This is a genomic window from Actinoallomurus vinaceus, assembly GCF_039542055.1.
GTDB lineage: Bacteria > Actinomycetota > Actinomycetes > Streptosporangiales > Streptosporangiaceae > Actinoallomurus > Actinoallomurus vinaceus.
Genome location: NZ_BAABHK010000002.1, coordinates 229,117 through 254,249, shown reverse-complemented (window position 1 = coordinate 254,249; position 25,133 = coordinate 229,117). Strand labels below are relative to the sequence as shown.

The 25,133-nt window shown below is 70.3% G+C and carries 28 protein-coding genes; 19 read left to right on the top strand and 9 right to left on the bottom strand.

The window, feature by feature from the left end; genetic code table 11:
* Positions 1-2: 2 nt before the first annotated feature.
* A complete protein-coding gene (locus ABEA24_RS07310) occupies positions 3-1,022 on the top strand; it encodes an aldo/keto reductase (RefSeq protein WP_345429890.1) in 1,020 nt (339 codons plus the stop codon).
* A 47-nt stretch (positions 1,023-1,069) separates the two neighbouring features.
* Here ABEA24_RS07310 and ABEA24_RS07305 read toward each other — a convergent pair whose 3' ends face one another.
* Positions 1,070-1,834, bottom strand: coding sequence for an SDR family NAD(P)-dependent oxidoreductase (locus ABEA24_RS07305; protein ID WP_345429889.1), 765 nt, complete (start codon positions 1,832-1,834; stop codon positions 1,070-1,072).
* A 262-nt stretch (positions 1,835-2,096) separates the two neighbouring features.
* Between ABEA24_RS07305 and ABEA24_RS07300 the strand changes: the two genes are divergently transcribed.
* The 7 genes from ABEA24_RS07300 to ABEA24_RS07270 all read left to right on the top strand — a co-directional run bounded on the left by ABEA24_RS07300 (position 2,097) and on the right by ABEA24_RS07270 (position 8,040).
* The gene (locus tag ABEA24_RS07300; protein ID WP_345429888.1) at positions 2,097-3,146 is read left to right on the top strand and encodes a phosphodiester glycosidase family protein; all 1,050 of its coding nucleotides are present in this window, start codon (positions 2,097-2,099) and stop codon (positions 3,144-3,146) included.
* 200 nt (positions 3,147-3,346) lie between these two features.
* Positions 3,347-4,138, top strand: coding sequence for an isocitrate lyase/PEP mutase family protein (locus tag ABEA24_RS07295; RefSeq protein ID WP_345429887.1), 792 nt, complete (start codon positions 3,347-3,349; stop codon positions 4,136-4,138).
* Positions 4,139-4,473: 335 nt separating this feature from the next.
* Positions 4,474-4,965: a DUF2975 domain-containing protein gene (locus ABEA24_RS07290; protein ID WP_345429886.1), complete on the top strand. Its 492-nt coding sequence runs from the start codon at positions 4,474-4,476 to the stop codon at positions 4,963-4,965.
* Entirely contained in the window at positions 4,965-5,186 is a 222-nt protein-coding gene (locus ABEA24_RS07285) for a helix-turn-helix domain-containing protein (RefSeq protein ID WP_093903458.1), read from the top strand. Before ABEA24_RS07290 ends, ABEA24_RS07285 begins: the two co-directional genes overlap by 1 nt.
* A 359-nt stretch (positions 5,187-5,545) precedes the next feature.
* Positions 5,546-5,746, top strand: a complete 201-nt coding sequence (locus ABEA24_RS07280) for a hypothetical protein (RefSeq protein ID WP_345429885.1) — start codon at positions 5,546-5,548, stop codon at positions 5,744-5,746.
* Positions 5,747-6,265: 519 nt separating this feature from the next.
* Positions 6,266-6,796, top strand: coding sequence for a tyrosine-type recombinase/integrase (locus tag ABEA24_RS07275; protein ID WP_345429884.1), 531 nt, complete (start codon positions 6,266-6,268; stop codon positions 6,794-6,796).
* 113 nt (positions 6,797-6,909) lie between these two features.
* A complete protein-coding gene (locus tag ABEA24_RS07270) occupies positions 6,910-8,040 on the top strand; it encodes an FAD-dependent oxidoreductase (protein WP_345429883.1) in 1,131 nt (376 codons plus the stop codon).
* A gap of 337 nt (positions 8,041-8,377) precedes the next feature.
* Here ABEA24_RS07270 and ABEA24_RS07265 read toward each other — a convergent pair whose 3' ends face one another.
* Positions 8,378-9,724 (bottom strand): aminotransferase class I/II-fold pyridoxal phosphate-dependent enzyme, encoded by a 1,347-nt coding sequence (locus tag ABEA24_RS07265; RefSeq protein ID WP_345429882.1) that lies wholly within the window; start codon positions 9,722-9,724, stop codon positions 8,378-8,380.
* Positions 9,725-9,854: 130 nt separating this feature from the next.
* Here ABEA24_RS07265 and ABEA24_RS07260 point away from each other — a divergent pair, with 130 nt between their 5' ends.
* Genes ABEA24_RS07260 through ABEA24_RS07240 form a run of 5 tightly spaced genes read left to right on the top strand, consistent with a single transcriptional unit; the run spans position 9,855 to position 14,278 of the window.
* On the top strand, positions 9,855-10,799 hold the full coding sequence (locus ABEA24_RS07260) for a substrate-binding domain-containing protein (RefSeq protein WP_345429881.1): 945 nt from the start codon (positions 9,855-9,857) through the stop codon (positions 10,797-10,799).
* Entirely contained in the window at positions 10,796-11,587 is a 792-nt protein-coding gene (locus ABEA24_RS07255; protein ID WP_345429880.1) for a nitrilase-related carbon-nitrogen hydrolase, read from the top strand. The genes ABEA24_RS07260 and ABEA24_RS07255 overlap by 4 nt, the downstream gene beginning before the upstream one ends.
* Positions 11,588-11,599: 12 nt before the next feature.
* Positions 11,600-12,538 carry an ABC transporter substrate-binding protein gene (locus tag ABEA24_RS07250; protein ID WP_345429879.1) on the top strand — a complete coding sequence of 313 codons (939 nt, stop codon included), beginning with the start codon at positions 11,600-11,602 and terminating at the stop codon, positions 12,536-12,538.
* A 7-nt stretch (positions 12,539-12,545) separates the two neighbouring features.
* Entirely contained in the window at positions 12,546-13,496 is a 951-nt protein-coding gene (locus ABEA24_RS07245) for an amino acid ABC transporter permease (protein ID WP_345429878.1), read from the top strand.
* Between the two features lie 29 nt (positions 13,497-13,525).
* A complete protein-coding gene (locus ABEA24_RS07240) occupies positions 13,526-14,278 on the top strand; it encodes an amino acid ABC transporter ATP-binding protein (RefSeq protein WP_345430629.1) in 753 nt (250 codons plus the stop codon).
* A 51-nt stretch (positions 14,279-14,329) separates the two neighbouring features.
* Here ABEA24_RS07240 and ABEA24_RS07235 read toward each other — a convergent pair whose 3' ends face one another.
* Positions 14,330-15,226: a hypothetical protein gene (locus ABEA24_RS07235; RefSeq protein ID WP_345429877.1), complete on the bottom strand. Its 897-nt coding sequence runs from the start codon at positions 15,224-15,226 to the stop codon at positions 14,330-14,332.
* A 99-nt stretch (positions 15,227-15,325) separates the two neighbouring features.
* Positions 15,326-15,817: a MarR family winged helix-turn-helix transcriptional regulator gene (locus tag ABEA24_RS07230; RefSeq protein WP_345429876.1), complete on the bottom strand. Its 492-nt coding sequence runs from the start codon at positions 15,815-15,817 to the stop codon at positions 15,326-15,328.
* A 58-nt stretch (positions 15,818-15,875) separates the two neighbouring features.
* Here ABEA24_RS07230 and ABEA24_RS07225 point away from each other — a divergent pair, with 58 nt between their 5' ends.
* Together ABEA24_RS07225 and ABEA24_RS07220 are read left to right on the top strand one after the other, a co-directional pair.
* Positions 15,876-16,430 (top strand): carboxymuconolactone decarboxylase family protein, encoded by a 555-nt coding sequence (locus ABEA24_RS07225; RefSeq protein ID WP_345429875.1) that lies wholly within the window; start codon positions 15,876-15,878, stop codon positions 16,428-16,430.
* Positions 16,431-16,632: 202 nt separating this feature from the next.
* Positions 16,633-17,289 (top strand): maleylpyruvate isomerase N-terminal domain-containing protein, encoded by a 657-nt coding sequence (locus ABEA24_RS07220; protein ID WP_345429874.1) that lies wholly within the window; start codon positions 16,633-16,635, stop codon positions 17,287-17,289.
* A 142-nt stretch (positions 17,290-17,431) separates the two neighbouring features.
* On the opposite strand, the gene ABEA24_RS07215 is transcribed toward ABEA24_RS07220, so the two are convergent.
* On the bottom strand, positions 17,432-17,827 hold the full coding sequence (locus tag ABEA24_RS07215) for a RidA family protein (RefSeq protein ID WP_345430628.1): 396 nt from the start codon (positions 17,825-17,827) through the stop codon (positions 17,432-17,434).
* A 138-nt stretch (positions 17,828-17,965) separates the two neighbouring features.
* Here ABEA24_RS07215 and ABEA24_RS07210 point away from each other — a divergent pair, with 138 nt between their 5' ends.
* Positions 17,966-18,967, top strand: coding sequence for a helix-turn-helix transcriptional regulator (locus ABEA24_RS07210; RefSeq protein WP_345429873.1), 1,002 nt, complete (start codon positions 17,966-17,968; stop codon positions 18,965-18,967).
* A gap of 65 nt (positions 18,968-19,032) precedes the next feature.
* Here ABEA24_RS07210 and ABEA24_RS07205 read toward each other — a convergent pair whose 3' ends face one another.
* Both ABEA24_RS07205 and ABEA24_RS07200 read right to left on the bottom strand, forming a co-directional pair.
* Positions 19,033-19,584, bottom strand: a complete 552-nt coding sequence (locus ABEA24_RS07205; RefSeq protein WP_345429872.1) for a DUF1062 domain-containing protein — start codon at positions 19,582-19,584, stop codon at positions 19,033-19,035.
* 477 nt (positions 19,585-20,061) lie between these two features.
* A complete protein-coding gene (locus ABEA24_RS07200) occupies positions 20,062-20,799 on the bottom strand; it encodes an SDR family oxidoreductase (protein ID WP_345429871.1) in 738 nt (245 codons plus the stop codon).
* Positions 20,800-20,892: 93 nt separating this feature from the next.
* Here ABEA24_RS07200 and ABEA24_RS07195 point away from each other — a divergent pair, with 93 nt between their 5' ends.
* Positions 20,893-21,756, top strand: a complete 864-nt coding sequence (locus ABEA24_RS07195; RefSeq protein ID WP_345429870.1) for a LysR family transcriptional regulator — start codon at positions 20,893-20,895, stop codon at positions 21,754-21,756.
* 174 nt (positions 21,757-21,930) lie between these two features.
* Here ABEA24_RS07195 and ABEA24_RS07190 read toward each other — a convergent pair whose 3' ends face one another.
* The gene (locus tag ABEA24_RS07190; RefSeq protein ID WP_345429869.1) at positions 21,931-22,287 is read right to left on the bottom strand and encodes a helix-turn-helix domain-containing protein; all 357 of its coding nucleotides are present in this window, start codon (positions 22,285-22,287) and stop codon (positions 21,931-21,933) included.
* A 60-nt stretch (positions 22,288-22,347) separates the two neighbouring features.
* Between ABEA24_RS07190 and map the strand changes: the two genes are divergently transcribed.
* Positions 22,348-23,115, top strand: a complete 768-nt coding sequence (map, locus tag ABEA24_RS07185) for a type I methionyl aminopeptidase (protein ID WP_345429868.1) — start codon at positions 22,348-22,350, stop codon at positions 23,113-23,115.
* A gap of 215 nt (positions 23,116-23,330) precedes the next feature.
* Entirely contained in the window at positions 23,331-24,248 is a 918-nt protein-coding gene (locus ABEA24_RS07180; protein ID WP_345429867.1) for an NADP-dependent oxidoreductase, read from the top strand.
* Between the two features lie 25 nt (positions 24,249-24,273).
* On the opposite strand, the gene ABEA24_RS07175 is transcribed toward ABEA24_RS07180, so the two are convergent.
* Positions 24,274-25,122 (bottom strand): MerR family transcriptional regulator, encoded by an 849-nt coding sequence (locus ABEA24_RS07175; protein ID WP_345429866.1) that lies wholly within the window; start codon positions 25,120-25,122, stop codon positions 24,274-24,276.
* Positions 25,123-25,133: the final 11 nt, after the last annotated feature.

The window sequence follows — 25,133 nt, the reverse complement described above, 5'->3', positions numbered from 1 at the left end:
TCATGCAGTACCGCACTTTGGGACGCACCGGTGTGCAGGTCAGCTCCCTCGCGCTCGGCGCGATGAACTTCGGCAAGATCGGAAGCACCACCCAGGACGAGGCCACTGCCATCGTCGACGCCGCCCTCGAAGGCGGGATCAACCTCATCGACACCGCCGACATGTACAGCGCCGGCGAGTCGGAAGAGATGGTCGGCAAGGCCATCGCCGGCCGCCGCGACGACATCGTGCTGGCCACGAAGGCGAGCATGCCGATGGGCGACGAGCGCAACCACCAGGGCGGTTCGCGCCGCTGGTTGGTCACCGCGCTGGACGACAGCCTGCGCCGTCTCGGCGTCGACCACGTCGATCTCTTTCAGATCCACCGGTGGGACCCGAAGACCAGCGACGAGGAGACGCTGTCGGCTCTGACCGACCTGCAGCGCGCGGGAAAGATCCGGTACTTCGGCTCCTCGACCTTCCCCGCGTACCGCATCGTGCAAGCCCAATGGGCCGCCCGCGAGCATCACCTGAGCCGCTACGTCACCGAACAGCCCAGCTACTCGATCCTGCAGCGCGGGATCGAGGCCCACGTACTGCCCGTGACCGAGGAGTACGGGATGGGTGTGCTGGCGTGGAGCCCATTGGCCTCGGGCTGGCTGTCGGGTGCGATCCGCGAGGGCCGGGAAATCGTCACCAACCGCTCGAGGTTCATGTCGCAGCGTTTCGACCTCTCCATTCCGGCCAACCGTGCCCGGCTCGACGCGGTCGAGCTCCTGGCGAAGGTCGCCGACGAGGCCGGCCTGACGATGATCCAGCTCGCGCTCGGATTCGTGACCGCGCACCCGGCCGTGACCAGCGCGCTCATCGGCCCCCGTACGCTGGACCACCTGCACTCGCAACTCGCCGCCGCGGACACGGTGCTCTCCGTCGACGTCCTTGACGCCATCGACGCGATCGTCGCTCCCGGCGTCGACCTCGCCGCACACGAGAAGTACGACACTCCGCCGGCCCTCCTCGACCCGTCACTGCGACGCCGCTGATCGCGTCGACCGGGCCCGGAGCGGCACAAGGTGCTCGTCGACGCTCGTCACCAGGTCTGTTCGGCGGCGCGGACGAGGACTTCGTTGACCGCGACCCGCCGGTCGCGGGTGACGATGTAGGTGACGGCGTCGGCGATGTCCTCGGGGCGGAGCATCTCCATGCCCTCGGTCATCCGGGTGATCTGTTCGCGGATCCCGGCGCGGACGTGCGAGCCGAGTTCGGTGTCGACGGTGCCCGGTTCGACCACGCTGACCCGTACGCGCTCGCGCATGACCTCCTGGCGCAGGGCCTCGGTGAAGCCGTTGACGCCGAACTTGGTGAGGTTGTAGACGGCCGTGCCGGGGCGCGCGACGCGACCGGCCGTCGAACTGATGTTGACCAGGTCCGCGACGCGGCGCGGGGAGTCCTGGGCGGCTTTGCGGAGGTGGGGGAGGGCGGCGCGGGTGACCTCCAGCAACGCGTTGACGTTGATCGCCAGCATGCGCTCCCACTCGTCGGCGGGAGCGTCCGCGACCGGCCCGGTCAGCATGAGCCCGGCGTTGTTGACCACGGTGTCCAGCCGTCCGAGTTCGGACACCACGCGCTGGACCGCTCCGGCGGCCTGGGCCGCGTCGGTGAGGTCGGCCTGGACCACCAGGGTCGAACCGCCGGCCGCGGTGATGCTCCCCGCCACGTCGTCCAGCCGGTCACGGCGCCGTCCCACGACCGCGACCGCGGCGCCCTCCGCTGCGAGGGCGCGCGCGGTGGCCGCTCCGATGCCGCTGCTCGCGCCGGTCACCAGCGCGACCGTGTCACTGAGAACGCTCGACATTTTTCCTACCTCACTCACAGCCTCTGAAGGCTCTCGATCGCTGCTCCCGGCGTCGACACGCCGGCCTGGCCCGGCAGGCGCCCCGAAGTGGAGGACTCTCCACTTAAGGGTAAGCGGAGCATTCTCCGGTTAGCAAACCGGGACCCCCGGAGGGCAGGCCGCGGAGTGATGGGCTGGTGAGCGGCGCGACCGCCCCGTCCGAAGAGGTACGGGGCCGGTGGTCTCCTGGTGCCCGTGGGGTCCGTCTGGCATGATCCACCGGATGGCGGGGGAGCAGTCGGAGCCGGGCCGTTCCCGGTGGCGGGTCCTGCGGCCGTGGCGGTGGCCGCGACGATGGCGGTGGCTCGTCGCGCTGGCCCTGACTCCGGTCCTGGTGGCGTCGTCGGCGTTCGCGGTGGCGTACGAGAAGGGCGGCTGGTACGGCGTCAACGTGATGCTGCGCCGTGGCGCCAGCGTCTGGGGCGACGTGGCTCCGGACGATTCTCGGCTGTCCCCGGGCATCCGCTTGTCGCTGGCCGGGCAGCGCACGCCCGACCCGGCCGAACCGGTGCGCTGGCGCGGGGTCGCCGCCGGGCTGGACGTCGCCGAACTGCCCGTCCGGGTGGGCGGGCGGCCCGTGGACGCCCTGCTGCTCAGCCGGGTCGACCCGGCACGCTACCGGTTCCGGGTGCTCAACCGCGCGGCCGGCGACCGGGACGTCGGCGGCTGGATGGCGGCCACGGGCGCGTCGCTGGTCGTCAACGGCAGTTACTACGCCCACGACGGGCCCCCGGACACCCCCGTGGTCAGCGACGGCCACCGGCTCGGCCCCGCGTCGTACCAGGCCACACACGGGGCGTTCGTGGTCGGCGGTCCCGGTGACCCGGACGGCGCCCGGCTGGTGGACCTCGCCGGTCTCGACTGGCGGCGGGTCACCGACGGTGCGAGCCAGGCGATGGTGTCCTACCCGATGCTGCTGGGGGCCGACGGGCACGGCCGGACCGGCGGCGCGGACGAACGATGGCTGGCCAACCGCAGCTTCCTCGGACAGGACGGCGCCGGGCGGATCATCGTCGGCACCACCCGTGACGCCTATTTCTCGCTGCCCGCGCTCGCCGCGTTCCTTCCCCGGGCCGGGCTCGACCTGCGCCTGGCCTTGAACCTGGACGGCGGGCCGGTCGCCTGCCAGAAGGTGTCTGCCGGCGGGTACAAGCGGGACTTCTGCGGTCGTTACGAGCTGGCCGTGCACGGGGGCCGACTTCAGCTGCTGCGGTCGCTGGTCGACTTCCGGCGCTGGGCCTTGCCGATGGCGCTGGTGGCCGTCCCACGCTGAACCACAGCACCTACGGCTGTCGCGATGTGCCCCTCATGCGAATCGTTCCGAATTTACTATGTAAAGGCCACCGGTCGAAGAAAAATCCAAAAAATTTAGAGCCCGAAATACAACATCGAGCGGGCCACCACAACGCTTCGCCAGGTGTCGAAGTGTTCTGGCATTAGCGTCGTGGTCATGACGCCGCTGGAAATGATCGCATGACCGTGGACCGCTGCGCCGAGTTCCGGACGCTGCACCATGCCGCCGCTCCGCTGCTGCTGCCGAACGCCTGGGACCACGCGTCGGCCGCCGCGCTCGCCGACGCCGGGTTCGCGGCGGTCGGGACCACGAGTCTGGGTGTGGCGGCGGCCGCCGGGCTGCCGGACGCCGAGGGCGCCACCCTGGCCGAGACGCTGCAGCTGGCGCGTTCAGCGTCCCGGTTGCCGTGTCCGTTGAGCGTGGACATCGAGGGCGGCTTCGGAGCCGACTCGGACGGCATCGCCGCCGTCGTGGCGGAGCTGGCCGACCTGGGAGTGGCCGGGATCAACCTCGAGGACGGCAGGCCGGACGGAACGCTGGCGGATCTGCCGCGGCAGGCCGAGGTGATCAGGGCGATCCGGGCGCGGGTTCCCGGCATGTTCATCAACGCGCGTACCGACGCATTCTGGCTGGGCGTCGCCGAGCCGCTGGCGGAGGCGTCGCGCCGGTCGTCGGCGTACACCGAGGCAGGGGCCGACGGGGTGTTCGTGCCGGGGGTCGCCGCGGAGGCGGACATCTCGGTGCTCGTCGCCGGCAGCGCCGCTCCGGTGAACGTCCTGTTCCTGCCGGGACGGCACACGGTCGCCGGTCTGGCGGCACTGGGCGTCCGCCGCATCAGCCTGGGGTCGCTGCTGTTCCGGGCCGCACTGCACGCGACGGTGGAGACGGCGCGGGCGATCCAGGCCGGTGAACCGGCGGGCGCCGGTCTGCCCGGTTATGCCGACGTCGCCGATTTGATCAGCCGGTTCTGAACGGCCTCGTTCGGGTGCGGGCCAGAAACGGGCCGCGCTCTTGATTATCGGTCGTAGACTCCAGGAGTTCGCGCTGGTCGGTGACGGTTTCCGGGGGTTCGGATGGCGTCGATCGACCGGACGGCACAGGGCTTCGGCGTAGTCGGGTGGCGTCCGATTTGCGCTCAAGCGAGGCCGACTTGGACAAGATCAAGACGGTTCGCGCACCGCCATGCCATGGGGGGCGGAGGCGTCCCGCCACGGTGCGAACCCGCCGCCGCCCCTCCGTCCCAGCTCTTGCTTCACCTATCGAAATTCGATAGATTTCCATCGCAACTCGATGGAAGGGGTGGGCCATGGGAAAGCTGACAGTGCGCGCGCTGCGCGCTGTGCTCGTGGTGATGCTCGTCGGCACCGTGTCCGTACAGGCATTGATGGTGTGGACGTTGGTCAGCGGGAGCGACCCGGAGGACGGGTCGCTCCCGCTGACCCCGCTGCGCGTGATCACGATCCTGGGCATCGGGACGGTCCAGGTCATCGGGGTCTGCGTGTGGCGACTGGTGACGATGGTGCGACGCGGAACCGTGTTCTCCCACGCCGCCTTCCGGTACGTGGACGTCATCATCGGCGCGATCGTGGCGGCTGCGCTCGTGTGGTTCGCGGTCACGGCCCTCAATGCGCCGGGCCAGCGGGACGACCCGGGCGTCACCGTCATCATGGGCGGGGTTGGCATGGCCATCCTGGGGGTCGCGCTTATCGTGCTCGTGCTGCGGATGCTGCTCGCCCAGGCCGTCGCGCGCGACGTCGAAGCGGCGCAGATGCAGGCCGAGCTGGACGAGGTGATCTGATGCCGATCGCCGTCGACATCGACGTGATGCTGGCCAAACGGAAGATGTCCGTGGGCGAGCTCGCGGACCGTGTAGGGATCACGCCCGCCAACCTGGCGGTACTCAAGAACGGCCGCGCCAAGGCCGTGCGCTTCACGACCCTCGCCGCGCTCTGCGAGGTGCTCAAGTGCCAGCCAGGCGACCTGCTGCGCTGGGAGGCCGAGGACGCCGCGGGCGGATGACGTGCCCCAGGGCGGGCGTGAAAACGCCTGGCACTACCGGCCCGTGACACGGCACGTGGACCGCAATCGAGAGACGGGCCACCCGCATCCGGCGGGATCTCTGTGCCCGCGCAGGAAGCCCACCGGAAACTGTCGTCTCACGCCCGATCAGCGGCAGAAGAGCGCGCGATCATCGAGATCAGCGATGAGAATCCGCTTCGCGGCATCCATACGCGAGGTCTGTTCGGAACCGGTCCTCCTTGATTGTGCGATGGATTCCCCGCCGACCGTGTTCCGGGTGGTAACCGATGCACCAGCAGTCACCGAAGATCCCGTTGTCGCTCCACGAGCTCCGCGAACGCGGCTCCGTCGAGGCGTAAATGGGACGACTGCACCCATCGGGCGACGGATGCGTGCTCGTCGGCAGCACCAGCAACCCGACGATGTACGCGCAGGAGTGGTTGGCGAACGTGCCGTTCGACTTCCGCGTCGAAGGCGGACCAGAACTGCGCGCCGCGCTCGCGACGCGTCTGACCGGCGCCCTGGCCGACCACCCCCGACAGCGACATCGAAGGACCTGACCGGCCAGGACACAGCGCAGGAAATGCGGCCATCCGACCCGAGGTCGTGGGCGTACCTCGACACCAGGAGCGGCTGCGCCCGCCTCTTCGTAGCAGGGACGGAGACCAGCCCAGTTAGCGCACTCAACTCGGCATTGACAGTGCGTCTACCAGCCGGAGAGAGGCCCTGGGGTTTTACCTGATCCACAACGAGGATCGGTGACCAGCACGAACACCACGCCGCTGATGGCCCGACTCGTGCACGTTATCCGGTAGGTCGACCGAGACGGATGTGGTGATGGCGGTGACCGTCACGAACCTGGAGAGCCGACGCCGCGGTTCCGGTAAAGCACCAAGAAGACGGCAGGCGGACCGACCGTCCGCGCCGCCATCGACGCCTTCCTCGACACCCCGAAGATCAGGAGCAAGAACTGGGCCACACCGGCACTGCCGACGACCGTAGAGCGGCAGCGGGAGAACAATGACGACACCAAGGCCGTATCGCGCTCCCGGATCGACCGCCTCTGCCGGCGACGCGACGTGCCGCTGCGGGAGAAGACGCTGTGGCGGATGCTTTATGAGTCCGCCTCCCGCGCCAGCGCGGTGCTCGCGCTGAACATCGAGGATCTGGACCTGCCCAACAAGCAAGCCAAGATCATCGCCAAAGGCGGGGACATCGTGTGGATTACCTGGGGCATCGACACCGCGCACCTGCTCCCCAGGCTCATCGCCGGCCGCGAACGTGGCCCGTTGTTCCTATCCAAACACCGGCCCGGACCGCACCGCGGCGCCACCATCGATTCACGCGACATCTGCCCCAAAACCGGCCGCGTCCACCTCGGCTACGACCGCGCCCGCGTCCTGCTCGCCCACTACGGCGACGGGCTGCGGCTGCACCAACTCCGCCACTCCTCGGCCACCCACCTCGGCGAGGCCAACGTCTCCGCCAACGTCATCATGGCCAAGACCGGGCACAAGAGCCTGCGTTCGGTGCAGCGCTACGTCAAACCAGGCCTCGCCGCCGTCCACCAAGCAACCGAGACCCTGTCCAGCCCCCGCCGCCGAGGATAAGTACAGGTCAGCGGTGGCTTAACGGCCTCGCGGCAGGTTTCTGCCGTATTCCGGTCCTACCCCTACATCGTACTGTTGCGTTACATCGTCACAACGAAATACGGTGTATCGACATGAGACACCGTATCGCCGTGATCGGGGGCGGCCCCGGCGGCCTTACCTTCGCCCGCGTCCTGCACCACCATGGTCACCCCGTCACCGTCCTCGAACGCGATCCTGCCCCCGACGCCCGTCCCCCGGGCGGCACGCTGGACCTGCAAGAAGGGATGGGCCAGCTCGCACTGGAGAAGGCGGGGCTACGGGCGGAGTTCCAGGAGCTGTCCCGTCCCGAGGGGCAGGCCATGCGCATCCTGGACACGAACGGGACCGTCCTTCGCGACTGGAAGCCCCGTCCGGGCGAACGAGCCAATCCCGAGATCGACCGCGGGCAACTCCGCGACCTGCTGCTCGGCCCCCTCGACGTCCAATGGGGGCGGCGCGTGACGGAGGTAGTGCCGCAAACCCATGCAGGCGTGCTCGTCCATTTCGCGGACGGGCGAGAGGAGACGTTCGACCTCGTGATCGGCGCGGACGGCGCCTGGTCCAGAGTCCGCCCGGCAATCTCGTCCGCGACGCCGCACTACACCGGCGTCACCCGGGTCGAGACCTCCCTGGACGACGTCGACACCCGTCACCCTGACCTCGCGCGGTTGATCGGCGACGGTTCCGTGGCTGTGTACGGCGTGAACCGCGCCCTCGTCGCCCAGCGCAACAGCGGCGGCCACGTCAAGGTGGGCGCCCAGTTCCGCGCGCCGCTGGACTGGCACACGGACCTGGACCTGGATCTGGCCGATGCCGAGGCCGTGCGATCAAGCCTGCTGGCTCTCTTCGACGGCTGGGCCGCTCCCGTCCTCGACCTCCTCCGCCACGGCACCGCTTTCGTCCACCGCCCCCTCTACGTCCTGCCTGTGCCCCACACCTGGGCCCACGTCCCCGGGGTGACGCTGCTGGGCGACGCCGCCCACCTGATGCCCCCATTGGGGGCGGGTGCGAACCTCGCGATGCTGGAAGGCGCAGAACTCGCCGAGTCCATCGCCGCCGCCCCCGGCCCTGGAGATCTGGACGAGGCCGTCCGCGCCTTCGAGGAGCAGATGTGGGCACGGGCCGGCAAATGGGCGAAAATCACGACGGCCGGTCTGGAACGCCTCGTGAGCCCGGACCCCACTCAAGCCCTCGCCGTCTTCGACGAAGTCCAGCCGTCCTGACCGCCGAGCGCGAGAGCAGCAGCATTAACAACCGCGGCGGACCGCTGTCCCACCACGCGCCTCTCCGAGCCCTCAGAGCAGGTTGTAGACGCCACTGACCAGCGATAACACCACACATAGCGACTGATGGCAGGTTCCTATCGGTGGGTGCTCAGGCGGCGAGGCCGAGGTCGGGGCGGCGGCCCATGTCAATGTCGATCGTGCCGTTGCCGTATTCCGGTGGCACCCGTACTGCCAGTACCGGCATTTCCAGGACGTAGGCGACGGCTGCCGGGCGACACACGGTCGAAGTCCCGGTGCAGCCATGCCACCGCGGCGTACGCGTGGCGCGCCGGTTTTAAGGGCGTCCGGCGGCGAGGACGACCAGGTCGGCGAGTCGGTGGAGGGATTCGGGGTCGTCGGGGAGTTGGCCGGTGGCGATGCGGATGTGCGGGGCGGAGGGCCGTACCTGGTAGCGGCTGCCGGGGGCGGCCGCCACGCCGTGCGCGGCGAGGGTGACGAGGGCCGCGGACTCGTCGGCGACCGGCACCCACAGCATCAGTCCGTCGTTGTTGTGGGTCGCCACGCCCTGGGCGGCCAGGGCCTCGGCCATGCGTTCACGACGCCGGGTGTAGATGGTGCGGGCGTGGTCGACGGAGGCGCGGGCATCGGGGTCTTCGAGGAGATGGGCCAGGGCGTCCTGCAGGATGCGGCTGGTCCAGCCGGTGCCGTAGCTGCGGAGGACGCGGACCCGCTCGATGGTCTCCTTGGCGCCGCCGAGTACGGCGACGCGCAGGTCGGGTCCGTGGGACTTGGAGTAGGACCTGATCAGGACCGTCTGGCCGGGCAGGTGCTCGCCGACGCTGACCGGCGGTGTGGTCGACGCCTCGCCGAGTCCGTCGTCCTCGATCGCGAGGGTGCTGGTGGGGGCGAGCAGCGCGGCGAGTTCGGCGGCGCGTTCGCGGGTCAGGGCGTGGCCGCAGGGGGTGTGGGCGCGGGGCTGGTAGACGAAGGCGGCCGGGTTCGTCGCCAGGGCTTCGGCGAGGGCGTCGGGCATCGGGCCCGCCTCGTCGCAGGCGACCGGGATCACCTCGGTGCCGAGGGCCTCGAAGATGTCGAGCAGTCGTGCGCCGGTGGGGTCTTCGACGGCGATGCGGTCGCCGGGGAGGGCGGCGGTCTGGCAGGTCAGCTGGACGCCTTCGTAGCCGCCGCCGGTGACGAGCCAGGCGTCGGCGGGGAACGGCCAGGTGGGTTCTACGGCGCGGCGCAGGCGCGGGGTGATGGTCTCGCGGGCGTAGTCGTTGAGGCGTTCGGCGTGTGCGGCGGCGGCGAGGGCCTTCTCCAGTGGGGGGAGCAGGGCGGGGTCGGGGGCGGCGATCGCGAGGTCGACGGTGAGGCGTCCGCCGAAGTCGCCGATCCGTTCGTAGCGGACGGGGTGGGGGACGCTGGGCGGTCCGACGACGATCGTGCCGCGGCGGCGTTGCGCGCTGATGACGCGGTGGCGGCGGAGGGTCGCCCAGGCGTCGGCGACGGTGGCGGGGCTGACGCCGAGTTCGGTGGCGAGGCCGCGGACGGTGGGCAGGCGTGTCCCGGCGGGGACCTGGCCGCCGCGGATGAGGTCGGTCACGGCCGAGGCGATGCCGCGGGCGCTGCGGTCGCCGATGTGGTCGGCGAGCCATTGGGCGTCCACCGAGGGCTCGGGCATGGTCCCCACCTGCCGTTCTGTCGATTTCGTGGTGGTAAATCTTTGTGCAGTAACAAAGTGAGTATTGTACTTGCTTCTTGGTGAACATATCGTCGGTCGGCATCGAGAGATGTCGAGCGAATGGAGCGATGTGTCGGTTCCACGGATTCGCCTGGCCCTGCGCGACTGGGACCATCTGGTCCCGCTCGTGACCGGCCGGGTACGCCCACGGGACTTCGAGCTGGAGGTGGAGTCGCGGCCGGTGACGCCGGACGTGCTCGCCGAGCCCGAGCTGGACGGCGGTGAGACCTCCTTCAGCCGTTACGCGCTGGGGCGGGCCCGCGGCGACGACCGCCTCGTCGGGCTTCCGGTGTTCGTCATGCGCGGGTTCCGGCACCGGTGCGTCCTCGTCCGGCGCGACAGCGACCTGGCGTCGCCGAAGGACCTGGCCGAGGCGCGGATCGGGCTGACGGGCTGGCCGGACTCGGGCAACACGTGGACGCGGGCGCTGCTGCGCGCGGCCGGTGTGGACCTGGACGGCGTCACGTGGACGGTCGGGCCGCTGGTCGCGGGGGAGACGGGCAAGGACCGGGTCGGGCCGCGGCCGCTTCCGCCGAACGTCACGGTGGCGGCGGAGGGCGAGTCTCTGGTCGAGGGGCTGGCGGCGGGGCGGTTCGACGCGGTGTTCACGCCGTTCATGCCGGATGAGCTGTTCACCGCGGACGGCCGGTTCCGTCACCTGTACGAGGATCACCGCGGCGCCGAGCTGGACTACTTCCGGTCGACCGGGTTCGTGCCGGGGATCCACCTGCTGGCGGTCAAGAGCGCGGTGGTCGAGCGGTACCCGTGGCTGCCGGCGGCGTTGGAGGAGGTCTTCGAGGAGTCCAAGCGCGTGTGGGTGGCGCGGCGGCGGCTGCTGGCCGACACCACGCCGTGGCTGCTGGCGGAGCTGGAGGCGAGCGCGGAGATCTTCGGGCCGGACTGGATGCCGTACGGGACGGCCGCCAACGCCGAGATGACCGCGGCCTTCTGTGAGGAGCTTCATCTGCAGGGCATCGCCCCGCAACCGATCGACGCCGAGGAGATGTTCGCATGAGGATCGCCGTGGGGCAGTTCGCCGTCGCCGAGGACTGGGCGGCCAACCTGAAGTCCTGTCAGGCGCTGGTCGATGAGGCCGTGGCCGGGGGAGCGGACCTGCTGGTGCTGCCGGAGGACTCGATGGCGCTGTTCATCGACGAGCCGATGCGGATCGCCGAGGCGGCCCAGCCCCTGGACGGTCCGTTCCTGAGCGGCCTGCTCGAGCGCACCGCCGGATCGTCGACGACGGTCGTGGTGGGCATGCACGAGCCGGCCGGGGACGGGAAGGTCCACAACACGCTCGCCGCACTGCGCGACGGCGCGCTGGTGGCGACGTACCGGAAGGTGCACCTGTACGACGCGTTCGGCGCGCGGGAGTCGGACCGGGTGCGCCCGGGCGGCGGCGAGCCGGTGGTGTTCGAGTGCGCGGGCTGGCAGGTGGGGTTGATGACCTGCTACGACGTAAGATTCCCGGAAATGGCCCGGCTGCTGGTCGACCGGGGCGCCGAGCTGCTGGTGCTGCCGGCGGCCTGGGTTCGCGGGCCGGCCAAGGAGTGGCACTGGGAGGTCATGGTGACCGCCCGGGCCCTGGAGAACACCTGCTACGTCGCGGCGTCCGGGGAGTGCGGCCGCCGCAACATCGGCGCGAGCATGGTCGTGGATCCGCTCGGGATCGTTCGCGGCCGGCTGGCCGACGGGCCCGGGCTGTTGTGGGCCTCCGCGGACCGTGAGGAGCTGGCCGCGGCCCGGCGGAAGCTGCCCGTGCTCGCCAACCGGCGATTCTTCGTCGACCCGTCAATGCGTTAAGGAGTGAATATCGTGTCGAAACGGATCGTTGCCGCGCTGGCCGCGGCGGGTGTTCTGACGGTGGCCGGCTGTGGCTCGAACCCGAGTGAGGTCGACGGCGGCAGCGGCGGCAAGGCGCAGGGCGCGGCCGCGGTGGACCTGAAGCAGACCCTGAACAAGGACCTGAACGCCAAGCTGCCGGCGAAGGTGAAGGCCGCGGGCAGGCTGGTCTCGGTGAACAACGGGTCGTTCCCGCCGTACGAGATCGCCGGTTCGGACGGGAAGTCGCTGACCGGCGCGTCGGCCGATGTCGCGACGGCGCTGTCGCAGATCCTCGGTGTGAGGATCGAGCACGTCACGGTGGACGGGCTGCCGAGTGAGCTGAGCGGGATCAAGGCGGGGCGGTACGACTTCGCGATCGGTCCGATCGGTGACTTCCCCGAGCGGGAGGCCGCGAACGACTTCGTGGACTGGGTGCGGGAGTTCGTGGTGTTCGCCGTGCCGCAGGGGAACCCCAAGCACATCCAGTCGATCACGGACACGTGCGGGCTGCGGGTCGCGGTGATGGCCGGCGGTTCGGCGGAGGACGTGATCAAGAAGCAGGCGCAGACGTGCGTGCAGCAGAAGAAGCCGGCCGTGCAGGTGCAGTCGTACAAGGACCAGCCGACGTCGATCCTGGCGGTGCGGTCGGGGCGGGCGGACGCGTTCTTCTCCTCGCAGGCGCCGCTGACGTACTTCGTCAAGGAGGCGGGTAAGGCGCTGGAGCTGGCGGGCACGGGCAAGGCCAACGGGTTCGCCGACCTCTACCAGGGCGCGGTGGTCGCGAAGGGGTCGCCGCTGCGGGACGTGCTGCTGGAGGCGCTGCGGACCCTGGTGGCGAACGGCACGTACAAGAAGATCATGGACAAGTGGGGGTTGTCGGCGAACGTGCTGGACAAGCCCGGTGTGAACCTGGCACCCAGGAAGGGGTGAGGCTCTCGTGGCTGTGACCGAGAAGACGTCCCGGGACGCGGCGGGCGAGGTCGACGTCGCCGGGGCGGCACGCACGCGGCATCCGCTGCGCTGGGTGGCGTCGCTCGTGCTCCTGGTGCTGGCGGCGCAGCTGGTCCACCTCCTGGTGACCAACGACAACTTCGAGTGGGGTGTCGTCGGGCGGTATTTCAACGCTCAGATCATCGGGCAGGGGATCGCGACGACGCTGGAGCTGACGGTGATCGCGATGGCCGTCGGTGTCGTGGGCGGGGTGCTGCTGGCGGTCGGGAGGCTGTCGGAGAACCCTCTGCTGCGGACGTCGTGCGGGCTGTACGTCTGGTTCTTCCGCGGCATTCCGGTGCTGGTGCAGCTGGTGTTCTGGTACAACCTGTCGGCGCTGCTGCCGCGGGTGTCGTTCGGGGTGCCGTTCGGGCCGGAGTTCGTCAGCGGGGGGACCAATCATCTGATCACGCCGTTGCTCGCGGCGATCCTGGGGCTGGGGTTGAACGAGGCGGCGTACATGGCGGAGATCATCCGTGGTGGGCTGCTGGCGGTCGATCCGGGTCAGACGGAGGCGGCGCACGCGCTGGGCATGAGCGATGCGCGGACGTTCCGGCGGATCGTGCTGCCGCAGGCGATGCGGTTCATCGTGCCGCCGACCGGCAGCCAGGTGATCAACATGTTGAAGGCGACGTCGCTGGTGAGCGTGATCGCGCTGGCGGACCTGCTGTACACCGTGCAGTCGATCTACAACCGGACGTTCCAGACGATCCCGCTGCTGATCGTGGCGTGCCTGTGGTACCTGCTGATCACGTCGGTGCTGTACGTGGGGCAGTCGTTCATCGAGCGTCACTACGCGCGGGGGGCGACGCGGAACGCTCCGCAGGGTTTCTGGGACTTCGTTCTGATGCGCCGCCGTGCGCAGTCGCCGCCGACCACTCCGGAGGTGCCGTCGTGACCGCCGTTCCGACGACCGGCGCGTCGCCGATGGTGCGCGCCCGTAACGTCCGTAAGAGGTTCGGGCACCTGGAGGTGCTCAAGGGCATCGATCTGGATGTGGCGGCGGGGGAGGTGGTCGTCGTGCTGGGCCCGTCGGGGTCGGGCAAGTCGACGTTCCTGCGCTGTGTCAACCACCTGGAGACCATCGACGGGGGTTCGATCCACGTCGACGGTGAGCTGATCGGGTTCCGTGCGAACGGGGGCCGGGTCCGGCACCTGCGCAAGCGGGAGATCACCCGACAGCGCCGGGAGATTGGGATGGTGTTCCAGCAGTTCAACCTGTTCCCGCATCTGACGGTGCTGCAGAACGTCATGGAGGCGCCGACGGGCGTACGGCGGGAGCCGCGCGGGCCGGCGCGGGAGCGTGCGCTGGAGCTGCTGGCGAAGGTCGGGCTGGAGGACAAGGCCGAGAGTTATCCGCGGCAGCTGTCCGGTGGGCAGCAGCAGCGGGTGGCGATCGCGCGTGCGCTGGCGATGCGGCCGAAGCTGATGCTGTTCGACGAGCCGACCAGCGCGCTGGATCCGGAGCTGGTCGGTGAGGTGCTGGCCACGATGAAGGGCCTGGCGGAGGAGGGCCTGACCATGGTGGTGGTGACGCACGAGATCGGGTTCGCACGGGAGGTCGCCGACCGGGTGGTCTTCATGGACGGCGGTGTGGTCGTGGAGTCCGGGTCGCCGGCGTCGGTGCTGGACGATCCGTCCAACCCGCGTACGCGGGCGTTCCTCAGCCGGGTGCTGTAGCGGCGGGAGGCCTCCCGGCCGAGGCGACCCCCGGAGCGTGTCCGGGGGTGGTCAGAACGGCATGCCGAAGTGGTGGCCTCCCGAACCGTAGTCGCTGGAGGGCCCGTGGTAGCGGGGACCGCTCCGCCGGCCGTCGCCGGCGCCGGGCGGCAACGGCTCGATCGGTTCGCCCGACAGCCGCTGCCAGGCATCGAACGGATCGTCGCCGCCGTGCCATTCCGTCAGCGCGAGACGGGCCTCCAGCGACCAGTGGGCCGAGGTGTGGGGATGCTCTGCACGCTCCTCGGCGAGCGCCGTGTTGATCTGGGCCGGGGTGAGCCCGGTTCGGGTGAGGTCCGTGCGGAGCCGTCGGGTCGTGGGGGTCTGCAGGTCGATCTCGAACACCCGCCCCCAGGTGTACTCGCTGATCCGGTAGGCCCACACGGGGGTGCCCGTGGCCGCGCCGGTCATGACGGTGGCTCTTTCCCGCCGCTCCCGTTCGTCCTCCTCGAGTCTCTCCCGCTTGCCGCGCTCGTTGTCGGCCCCGACGTGGTCGGTGAGATCCGCGGCGCGGTCGCGGTAGGTGCGGTAGGCGGCGAGTACCTCGTCCCGCAGGCGTGCCATGGTGGCGGGGTGCTCGGCGCGCAGCCGGCGGTTTCGGCGGGCGTGGCGGATCCGCCACGCGATCCGGCGGAGACGGGTGCCGCGCGGCGCGTGCCGGTGGCGTTCGGCCTGTCGCCGCTGTTCGTCGACGGCCTTCATCGCCGCCAGGATCGCCTCCGTGGCGGCGCGCCAGCGTTCGGCGTCGGCGATCGGGGCGTCCACCCGCTGTTCGGCGCGGTGGTGCCGGTCGGCGCCGACGGCGCAGAACAGGTCGCGAACGGCGCCGACCTCCGGGCTGATCACGTTCATGTGGTAGGCGGGGAGCAGTTCCCGCAACCGCGCGTAGCGCACGTTGGTCGAGTCCATGCCGGCCATGGCGGATCGGCCTTCCGGGGGAGGGACGGGACGTCTTCGTTCTACCCGTCGCGGGCTTCGGAAGTCGGGACGACGGCACGGGGTCGGCGGTCAGGGCGCGAGCCAGCTGACGGTGTCGACGCCGAACGCGGCGGGGGAGACCACCGAGCGCAGGGTGTCCTCCAGGCCGGCGAGGCGGTCGGCGCCGACGGCGGCCACCCACCGGGAGCGCAGCTCGTCGAAGATCGCCGCCGATCGGGTGAGCGCGTCGACGCCGCGGGCGGTAAGGCGCACGAGTTTGCGCCGGCCGTCCGCCGGGTCGTCGAACCGCTCGGCGTAGCCGAGCGCCTCGAGCCGGTCGATGGTCTTGCCCGCGGCCTGCTTGGAGACTCCGAGGCGGCGGCCGACCTCGCTGGCGGTGGCGCCGCCGGGGCCGATGGCCTGCATGGCGAACCCGTGCGCGGGCCGTGCGTGGGGATGGCCCTGGCGGGCCAGTTCGGCGTGGAGCTCGTCGATGATCGTGCGGAATCCGGCGAGGAGGAGCAGGGGCAGTTCATACCCCGGCCGGTCGTACGCCGGTCGGCCGTCAGCCGTTGCGGACATCGTCAACCTGGTTTACTGTTTCGACAACCACGTTGCCGATTTTAGGGGATGGCTCCTGATGACGTTCACCGACCACACGATCGAGTCCGCACCGCCCGCCGCCCGCCGCTCCATGGAGGCCGTCTCCAAGAAGCTGGGATACCTGCCTTCGGCGGTCGGCCGTCTCGCCAACTCCCCGCAGCTGCTGGAGAGCTTCCTGCGGACGAACGCGCTGTTCGAGGCGACCACCTTGAGCCCGCTGGCCCGGGAGGTGCTCGTCATGACGATGGCCACCCGCAACGGCTGTCACCTGTGCGTGGCCATGCACTCGGCCGCCCTGACCGCGCTCGGCGCGGACCCGGATCTGATCGCCGCCCTGCGCGAGAGCCGGCCCCTGGCGGATGCGCCGCTGGAGGCGATGCGGCGGTTCGTCCTGGAGGCCCTGGCAACCTCCGGCGCGGTCTCGGCCGAGGCCATGGAGGACTTCCTCGGCCACGGCTACACCCGGCAGAACGCCCTCGAGGTCGTCCTCGGCATCGGCGTCTACACCCTGTCGACCCTGGCCAACCGGATGACCGACGCGCCCCTGGACGAGAGGCTGGAGCCGTTCGCCTGGACCGGGCACGCCGCCTGACGCCACCGGCCCTCGCGCGGCTCCGGGCCGCGCGAGGGAGGTCGGGCCAGGCCCGCCCGGCAGCGCGATCCGGGTGCGGTCGTCCAGGCCGGGTCTGGTGAGGATGCTGGAGACATGGGCCTTGACCGTCGTCAGGCCCATGGCGAGCTCGCGGCGATGCCGGCGCTTGTCCGCCGTTCCGGCACCGCACTACCGTGCCGATGTGGATCTCTTCTCGCGCTCGTGGGCGGCGTTGCGCACGGCGGTCGCCGAACTCCCGGACGAGGACTTCGCACGGCCGTCCGGCTGTACCGCCTGGCACGTACGGGACCTGGTGTGCCACCTGATCATCGACGCTCAGGACGTCCTGATCACCCTCGTGACCCCCGCCGACGCCGAACCGACCCGTGACGCCGTGACCTACTGGGAGGTCGCCGAGACCCCGCCGACCGGCGACGACCCGCTCGACGCGCTGACCGTCCGGCTGGCGGCCGCGTACGAGGAGCCCCGGCTGCTGAAATTCCACCTCGACGACGTCGGCTCCGCCGCCGGCCGCGCCGCCGAACTCGCCGACCCGGATCTGCGGGTCGGCACCCGCGACGAGGTCCTCACCGCGGGCGACTACCTGTCCGCGTACGTCCTGGAATGGACGCTGCACCACCTCGACCTGATCGCGCACCTCCCGGACGCGGCGGAACCGCCCGCGGACGGGCTCGCCCGGACCCGCGAGATGCTGGAGAAGATCGCCGGGACCGCGTTCCCCGCGTCGTTCTCCGACAAGGACGCGCTGCTGGTCGGCACCGGACGGCGTGCCCCGACCGGCGCGGAGAAGGCCGAACTGGGCGAGCTGGCCGCGAAACTCCCGTTCGTCCTCGGCTGATCGTTCGGCTGAACAGGACCTTAGAAGGACTCGCCGCCGAAGCCATAGACGCCGATTGTCACCATCCTGAGCACCGGAAATCACCCACCTGCCTACTACTCGTGCCGCCTCCGGCAGCCCTGCCGGAGGCGGCGAGGTCGCATCACGCGACGGCGGTCCCCTCGAGCTCGACCATCAGGTCGGGGATCGCCAGCCGTGTCACCCCGAGCATCGTGGTGGACGGTGCCACCCCGGCGGCGCCCAACCGCGACGCCAGCACGCCGTAGTGCTCGAAGAGCCGATCGACGTCGGTGGTGTGGACGTTGAGCCGGACGAGGTTCGCGAGGGACATGCCGGCCCCGCCGAGCACGGCCTCCAGGTTGTCGAGGCTCAGCGCCAACTGCGCCGCCATGTCATCGGCATGCTGGGGCTTGCCGTCGCCGCTCATCGCGGTCTGCCCGGCGCAGTACAGGGTCCGGGTGTGCCCGGAGACGATCTCACCCTGGTTGTACCCCAGTTCCACCGACCACGCCCACGGGTTGACCGCGGTTCGCTCTATTGCCACATTCGCTCCATTCGATTCGTCGACATTACGTACGTCCATTGGCTCGGTAGCCGCCATCTTTTTGGGGTCGTGTTAATAAGCCTCCCGGCAAATCACGACATCCTGTGTCGTGTATTTCTGTAGAGTTCTCGTGTGCGCGCCGACCGGTTGGTCTCGCTGGTGCTGCTGCTGCGGCAGCACGGTCGGCTGTCCGCGGCCGCGCTGGCCCGCGAGCTGGAGGTATCCACCCGCACCGTGCTGCGCGACATCGAGGCGCTGTCCGCAGCCGGCGTCCCGGTCTACGCCGAACGCGGCCGGCACGGCGGTTTCGCGTTGTTGCCCGGTTTCCGGACCGAGCTCACCGGACTGAACCCCGACGAGGCCCTTGCCCTGCTGGTCGCCGGATCGCGGCGCGGCGCGCAGGCATTCGGCCTCGACTCGGCGCTCGCTTCGGCGATGCTCAAGGTGGTTGACGCGCTACCCGAAAGCTATCGGGACACCGCGGCCGGCGCGGCCGAGCGATTGCTCATCGATCCGGAGACCGACCTCCTCTCGCGTCGGCTGGTCGCTGAGGAGGTGCCTGACGCCATAGTGGCCGAGGTCCTGCGCGCGGTGTTCGCCGGACACAAGCTGCGCATCCACTACGCGGCTGTGGACCAGACCCCGAAGTGGCGCACGGTGGACCCGATCGGCCTGGTCACCGTACGCGAGCGGGGCTACTTGCTGGCCGCGAGGTCTGGCGCGGACCGCACCTACCGGCTGTCCCGGATCTTGGCCGCCAAGGAACTCGCCGAACCCGCACAGCGACCAGACCGGGTCGATCTGGATCGGGCCTGGCAGGAACGCAGCACGCGGTTCCGGACCGGCGGCGACCAAGTCACCGTGGTGGTACGGGTGAACCCGGCGCGGCGGGAGGACCTGGTGGGCACCGCGCTGGCCGTCCGCGCCGAAGAGGCCGACGCAGACGGCTGGCTGCGGCTTGAGGTGACCTTCCAAGATCCGAGACACGCCGAATGGGCGCTGTGGCAGCTCACCACGAACGCGGAAGCCCTGGCCCCGCAGTGGTTGCGCAACTGCCTGCGCGACCGCGCCGCCGCGATCGCCACCCGCTATGGGGTGCTGGTAGGACTCGTGCAACCAGGTACACGGGATTGAGTTCGCCCGGCTCAGCAGTGCCTGGCCTATCTCGCGCGGATGCTCGAGGGGATCGCGCGCCGCGGCTACATCCTCCGCTGGTCCCCGGCCATCACGGTAAAGGTGAACCCGGCGCTCGCCGGACGGCGCAGCGGAATGTCGCACTTGATCCGGCGCAGCACCTCGTTCCTGCTGAGGCCGAGCCCCTGCGCGATGAGCCGCTCCGGGCGCACCGGCACCGGATCCTCGAAGGCGACCTCCACCTGGACCGGCCACCCCTCGTCGAGCCATGCCGACGGGGTGTCCAGCCGCCAAGCCCCCTTCCAGTCCAGGGCGAAGCGGTTGCGCCGGGCGAGCAGCGGATCCAGCAGCCTGGACGCCACCAGCTCCGGCTCGTTGGCGTGATAGCCGTCGAGCTCGGCCGGATCGAAGGATCTGACCGGCGCTCGCTCGTGCACGGTGAGCTTGCGCGTCCGATCGCAGGACACGCAGCGGACCAGCAGCCACACGTCCAGCAGATTGCCGTTGGCGTTGACGCGGAACCTGCCCTCGCCGGTGGTGGCCGACTCCGACCGGCAGTCCACGCACCGCAGCGACAGCAGAGGCAGCCTGGTCCGACGAACGACCCAGCGCAGCACAGTATGAGGTTGTGAAGACATGATCTCTCTGGACCTGACACGAGGCCGATTGCGCGCGGCCTCAAACGCCGTATGACCGGGCGCGCACGGGCAGCCCGGCAGAACCGACGGGAGGGTCGGTTTGAAGGTGAGCGGAAGGTGTCAGGTCTAAAGAGCAGGCGGGGTCACGCGGTTCGTCCTCTGTCCTCACTGCGACGGGGCCGCAGGCAACCTACGGGAACGCGGAAGGAAGGCTCAAACGGTTTTCCGGCGGCGGTGGTCCCTGTCGCCGGCTCAGGTGTTGTCATGGTGGGGGAAGGCCCCTTCTCCTTCCTCGCACTGGCCGTTGTCGACAGGCTCCCGATGGCGCTGATCCGGGTCGGCGCGTGGACGACCGACGCAACCCGCGACCGCGCGACGGGCCGACCACAGCCGGCAGCGCGGTCGGGACCCGTCGCACATCACCTTGCGCCGGCAGTGTCCGTCGGCTGGCTGGGGTCACCAGGGGATGACGCCGGCGTCCTCGAAGAACGAACCGGTCGGGCCGCCATCGGGCAGCGTGGCGAGCCGGATCGCCGTGGCTGCGCCCTGCTCAGGAGTGCGGGGTCCGTGGAAGCCGGTGAAGTCGGTCGCGACCAGGCCCGGGCAGACGGCGTTGATCAGGATGTTCGTACCGGCGAACTGCCGGGCGTACTGCACGGTGACGGCGTTGAGGAACGACTTCGACGGCGAGTAGGCCGCCATGATGGGGCCGATCTCGATGTCCGGGTCCGCCTGCCGGGTCAGGGAGGCGACGGCACTGGAGACGTTGACGATGCGGGGCGACGTCGAGCGCTGCAGCAGCGGAAGCATCGCGTTGGTCACCCGGATGACACCGATGACGTTGGTCTCCACGACCGTGCGGACCACGTCGAGGTCGAGCGTGGTCGGGTCCTGCACCCACCCCGGCCCCGTTTCTCCTGAGATGCCGGCGTTGTTGACCAGGACGTCCAGGTGCCCGGCCTGCCGTTCGATCAGTTCCGCGGCATCGGTGACGCTCTGGTCGCCGGTCACGTCCAGGGGCACCCCGAACGCGTCCACCCCGGCGCCGCGCAGCTTCTGGACGGCGGACTCACGCCGGGCCTCGTCGCGGGCTCCCACGCCCACGCGGTATCCGAGAGCGCCCAGCCCGGTCGCGATTTCGTACCCGATTCCCTTGTTCGCGCCGGTCACCAGCGCGATCTTCGTTTCGCTCATGCCGTTGATGTTCGCTCGCGGACGAGCGGTGCATCCAACACCGATGCGGTGCCCTGTCATACCCGGTAGGTATCACTGAGGTATGGTGCGGCCATGGATACCTTGGAGACCCGCGAGTTGAGGTATTTCATGGCCGTCGCCGAGGAACTGCACTTCGGCCGCGCCGCCGAGCGCCTCGGCATGGCCCAGCCACCGCTGTCCCGGGCGATCCAGCAGCTCGAGCGGCGCCTCGGCGTCTCCCTGCTGAAACGCAACCGCCGCAGCGTCTCCCTGACCGGCGCCGGAGAGGTACTGCTGCACGAGGGCCGCGCGGCCCTCGACGCGACCACCGCCGCCGCTCGCCGCACCCGTCGCGCCGGTGGCGCCGACAGTCCGGGCGGCCCCCGCAACCGCCTGGTGCTGGCCGTGAAGGCCGCCGCGTCTCACGAGCTGCTGCAGAAGCTCCTCGACGCCTACGCGGCCGAGCCCGACGCCGCCGAGATCGAGGTGCTACCGAGCGGCACGTGTGAGCAGGAAGAGATGCTGCGCGATGGCCGCGCCGATGTGGCGCTCATGCACGCGCCGTTCAACTCCCTCGCCGGGTTCGACAGCGAGGAACTGATGACCGAGGGGCAGATCGCCATCCTGCCCGCCGGGCACCCCCTCGCCGCGCACAAGACCCTGTCCCTGGCCGACGTCAGCGACATCCCCGATCTTCCGCTCGCCCGCTGGGCTCGCCACGGCACGTACCCACCCGGCCCGGGCCCCGAGATCCACGACCAGACGCAGCTGGCCCAGTTGATCGCCCTCGGACGCACCGTGGCCGTCTTCCCCGACTCCGCCCGCGCCTGGCTATGGGCCGAGCACACCGCCGTCCCCCTGACCGACGCGCCCCCCGTCGTCACCCACATCGCCTGGCCCGCGCACAGCCGCTCCCTCGCCCTCGCCGGGCTGATCCGCACGGCCACACGGCTATGACCAACACGACCGCCGAAGGTTCTGCCACCACATAAGCCCAGGTCAAAGCGCCCTCAGACGTGCGGGAGGCTTGGCATCGGTTTCGTTCCGATGTTCCTCAACGCCCGAGCCGGGCGCCTCGGCGCTGATGCTGACGGCGAAGTCGTGGCACAAGAGACCGGAGAACGTCCGCCGCTATTTCAAGCCCTCCCCGGAGACGATCGCCGAGCTCACCAGCCTGCTCGCGCCCGGTGACACCCGGCGGTGACCTTTCTCCAGGCCGAGAGTGCTGGGCTCCTGCCAATCCGGGTCGCGCGCACACGCGGCCGCCAACTCGTCCAGAGACACGTGCAGCGCCGAGGCCAGGGCCGCGATGGTGAAAAAGGCCGGGGTCGGGGCCCTGCCGGTTTCGATCTTGCGCAGGGTCTCGGCGGAAACTCCTGCCGCGGCGGCGACCTCCGCCATGCTCCGGCCGCCGCGTGCCTGACGCAGCAGCGAGCCGAACCGCTCGCCGCGTTCCCGTTCCCATGGAGTCAAAGGAGTCCTCACCATGACCGTGATACTAATACCGGTATAAGTATTGGGTCCGATTCAGGCGGAGAGTTACAGCACATGGTGGAGATCAAGACCGATGCCGCGATGGACGCGATGCGGGAAGCCGGGCGTGTGGTGGCCCGCGCCCTGGCCGCCGTGCAAGAAGCAGCCGGCGTAGGGGTGTCCTTGCGGGAACTCGACGAGGCGGCCCGCGCGGTTCTGGCCGAGGCAGGGGCCGGTTCCCCATTCCTCGGGTACCGGCCGTCCTTCGCCCCGGTCCCCTTCCCCGCCGTGATCTGCACCTCCGTCAACGACGCCGTGTCGCACGGCATCCCCACCGGCTACCGGCTGAGGGACGGCGACCTGGTGAGCATCGACTGTGGCGCCCAGCTCGACGGCTGGGCCGGTGACGCGGCCATCACCTTCACCGTCGGAACTCCGCGTCCCCCGGACCTCGACCTGATCGACGCCACCCAACAGGCCCTCGACGCCGGCATCGCCGCCGCTCAGGTCGGCGGCCGCCTCGGCGACATCTCCCACGCGATCGACACCGTCGCCCGCAAGGCGGGCTGCGGCATGCCCGCCGACTTCGGCGGTCACGGCATCGGCCGCCGCATGCACGAAGACCCTCACGTCCCCAACCGCGGCCGCCCCGGTCGCGGTTTCCCCCTCCGCCACGGCCTGGTCCTCGCCATCGAGCCCATGCTCATGGCCGGCGGGCGGAACACCTACCGCACCGGCACCGACGGCTGGACCCTGCGCACCACCGACGGCAGTCGGGCCGCCCACATCGAGCACACCGTCGCCATCACCGAGCAGGGCCCGCGCATTCTGACCCTGCCTTGACCTTCGTGCCGCCCATTCGGCACGAAGGTCAAGGCAGGTGCCTCAGGTCAAGGTGCCAAACAGCCCACCGAACCCTTACCGCACGACCTGACGTGGTCTCCCCCGGACCGTCGATCCTAGGGAGACCGCTCCGTTCCTGAGCCGTCGAAGACAAGGCACTGTCGAGGTGTGGCCATCCGAGGCCCATCCGAACGAGGAAGAGCGGTGATCACCCGATGAAGGCGGTGCGGTTCCACGAGTACGGCGGGATCGAGGTCCTGGGGGTGGAGGAGGTGGAGCGTCCGGTGCCCGGCCCCGGGCAGGTGCTGGTCGAGGTCCGCGCGGCCGGGATCCAGCCCGGCGAGATCCATATCCGTACCGGCGAGCTGCACGAGCGGTGGCCGGCGACGTTCCCCTCCGGGCAGGGCAGCGATCTGGCCGGCGTCGTGGTGGAGGCCGGTCCGCAGGTGCGCGGCGTCGCGGTGGGCGACGAGGTCCTCGGCTTCACCCATGACAGGGCGAGCCACGCGGAGTTCGTCGTGGTCAACGACGTGCAGCTGACCCCGCGTCCGAAGGGGCTGTCCTGGGATGTGGCCGGGTCGTTGTACGTGGCCGGCACGACCGCGTACGCCACCGTGTTCGCGGTCGACCCCGGACCGGCCGACACGGTCGTCGTGTCCGGTGCGGCGGGCGGCGTCGGGTCCCTTGCCGTGCAGCTCGCGCGGCGGCGCGGCGCCACGGTGATCGGGCTGGCGAGCGAGCCGAACCACGCCTGGTTGAAGGATCGCGGTGTCGTCCCGGTCACCTACGGGGAGGGTGCGGCCGAGCGGATCCGGCGGGCCACCGATGGGAACGTCGACGCGTTCATCGACACGGTCGGCGACGGCTATGTGGAGCTGGCCGTGGAGCTGGGTGTGCGGCCCGAGCGGATCAACACGATCCGCGACTGGCAGGCCGCGGCCAAGGTCGGTGCGCGCACCTACGGAGAAGGCGCGGCGGCGTGCGCGGTCGTGCTCGGCGAACTGGCCCGGCTCGCCGCACGCGGGGAGCTCGAGGTGCCGATCGCCCGCACCTACCCGCTGGAGCGGGTACGGGACGCGTTCCGCGAGCTGGAACGGCGGCACACCCACGGCAAGATCGTCCTCCGGCCCTAGCCGGGGAAGGCGCGGCCCGGCGCGGTCACTCCCAGATCGCGGACTCCGGGTCGACGCCGTGGGCCCCGGCGTTCGCGAAGATCACGTCGCGCAGCCAGACGGCCAGACCCGGTGCGACCGTGTCGAAGTACTCGCCGTACCCGGGATCGTCGACGAACATCCGCCCGATGCACGCGTGCATCGCGTGCGTGCAGTCGAAATACCGCGACAGCAGTGCGCGATGCCGCTCCGCGAGGGCGTTCGCCTCGCCGGAGCCGGGTGCGACGCCGGCGCGCTTGGCGGCGGCAAGGTCGGCGTTCAGGGTCCGGGTCGTGGCCACGACGTCCTGCCAGTCCTGCGTCGTCATCCGGCCGGCCCGCTCGGCGTACTGCGCCCACTGGGCGCTGTCGCCCCAGCGGTCCTCGGCCTCCTCGACCCAGGCGGGCTGCCAGTCGTCGCCGAAGATCTCGACCTGCTCCTCCGGCGTCAGCCGCATCCCCGTCCTCGACGCCTCCAGCATGCGGTCGACCGCGCCGACCATCTTCTGCAGGCGGGAAATGCGCTCCATGAGCTGTGACCGCTGCCGGCGCAGGTGGTGGCGCGCATCGGCGCCCGGGTCATCGAGGATCCGGCCGATCTCGGCGAGCGGGAAGCCCAGCTCCCGGTAGACCAGGACCCGGTGGATCCGGGCGACGTCGTCGCCCGAGTACACCCGGTACCCCGCCCAGGTTCGCTCGCTCGGGCGCACGAGGCCGATCGCGTCCCAGTGGTGCAGGGTCTTCACGCTGACCCCGACGAGAGCGGCGGCCCGGCCGACGGTGAGGCCGTCGGGTCCGATCGGTTCGGTGTCCTCCCCGGCCGTGATCGGTCCCTGCTCGCGGGCGTCACTCGTCATCGGCTCAGTAT

What these genes read in the sequence shown, in the direction of transcription:
- ABEA24_RS07310 (WP_345429890.1), top strand. Translation starts at nt 3, where the DNA reads ATGCAGTACCGCACTTTGGGACGCACCGGTGTGCAGGTCAGCTCCCTC.
- ABEA24_RS07280 (WP_345429885.1), top strand. Translation starts at nt 5,546, where the DNA reads ATGGGACGACTGCACCCATCGGGCGACGGATGCGTGCTCGTCGGCAGC.
- ABEA24_RS07270 (WP_345429883.1), top strand. Translation starts at nt 6,910, where the DNA reads ATGAGACACCGTATCGCCGTGATCGGGGGCGGCCCCGGCGGCCTTACC.
- ABEA24_RS07285 (WP_093903458.1), top strand. Translation starts at nt 4,965, where the DNA reads ATGCCGATCGCCGTCGACATCGACGTGATGCTGGCCAAACGGAAGATG.
- map (WP_345429868.1), top strand. Translation starts at nt 22,348, where the DNA reads ATGGTGGAGATCAAGACCGATGCCGCGATGGACGCGATGCGGGAAGCC.
- ABEA24_RS07305 (WP_345429889.1), bottom strand. Translation starts at nt 1,834, where the DNA reads ATGTCGAGCGTTCTCAGTGACACGGTCGCGCTGGTGACCGGCGCGAGC.
- ABEA24_RS07180 (WP_345429867.1), top strand. Translation starts at nt 23,331, where the DNA reads ATGAAGGCGGTGCGGTTCCACGAGTACGGCGGGATCGAGGTCCTGGGG.
- ABEA24_RS07190 (WP_345429869.1), bottom strand. Translation starts at nt 22,287, where the DNA reads ATGGTGAGGACTCCTTTGACTCCATGGGAACGGGAACGCGGCGAGCGG.
- ABEA24_RS07265 (WP_345429882.1), bottom strand. Translation starts at nt 9,724, where the DNA reads ATGCCCGAGCCCTCGGTGGACGCCCAATGGCTCGCCGACCACATCGGC.
- ABEA24_RS07290 (WP_345429886.1), top strand. Translation starts at nt 4,474, where the DNA reads ATGGGAAAGCTGACAGTGCGCGCGCTGCGCGCTGTGCTCGTGGTGATG.
- ABEA24_RS07300 (WP_345429888.1), top strand. Translation starts at nt 2,097, where the DNA reads ATGGCGGGGGAGCAGTCGGAGCCGGGCCGTTCCCGGTGGCGGGTCCTG.
- ABEA24_RS07230 (WP_345429876.1), bottom strand. Translation starts at nt 15,817, where the DNA reads ATGTCCGCAACGGCTGACGGCCGACCGGCGTACGACCGGCCGGGGTAT.
- ABEA24_RS07200 (WP_345429871.1), bottom strand. Translation starts at nt 20,799, where the DNA reads ATGAGCGAAACGAAGATCGCGCTGGTGACCGGCGCGAACAAGGGAATC.
- ABEA24_RS07295 (WP_345429887.1), top strand. Translation starts at nt 3,347, where the DNA reads ATGACCGTGGACCGCTGCGCCGAGTTCCGGACGCTGCACCATGCCGCC.
- ABEA24_RS07175 (WP_345429866.1), bottom strand. Translation starts at nt 25,122, where the DNA reads ATGACGAGTGACGCCCGCGAGCAGGGACCGATCACGGCCGGGGAGGAC.
- ABEA24_RS07235 (WP_345429877.1), bottom strand. Translation starts at nt 15,226, where the DNA reads ATGGACTCGACCAACGTGCGCTACGCGCGGTTGCGGGAACTGCTCCCC.
- ABEA24_RS07240 (WP_345430629.1), top strand. Translation starts at nt 13,526, where the DNA reads ATGGTGCGCGCCCGTAACGTCCGTAAGAGGTTCGGGCACCTGGAGGTG.
- ABEA24_RS07195 (WP_345429870.1), top strand. Translation starts at nt 20,893, where the DNA reads ATGGATACCTTGGAGACCCGCGAGTTGAGGTATTTCATGGCCGTCGCC.
- ABEA24_RS07255 (WP_345429880.1), top strand. Translation starts at nt 10,796, where the DNA reads ATGAGGATCGCCGTGGGGCAGTTCGCCGTCGCCGAGGACTGGGCGGCC.
- ABEA24_RS07225 (WP_345429875.1), top strand. Translation starts at nt 15,876, where the DNA reads ATGACGTTCACCGACCACACGATCGAGTCCGCACCGCCCGCCGCCCGC.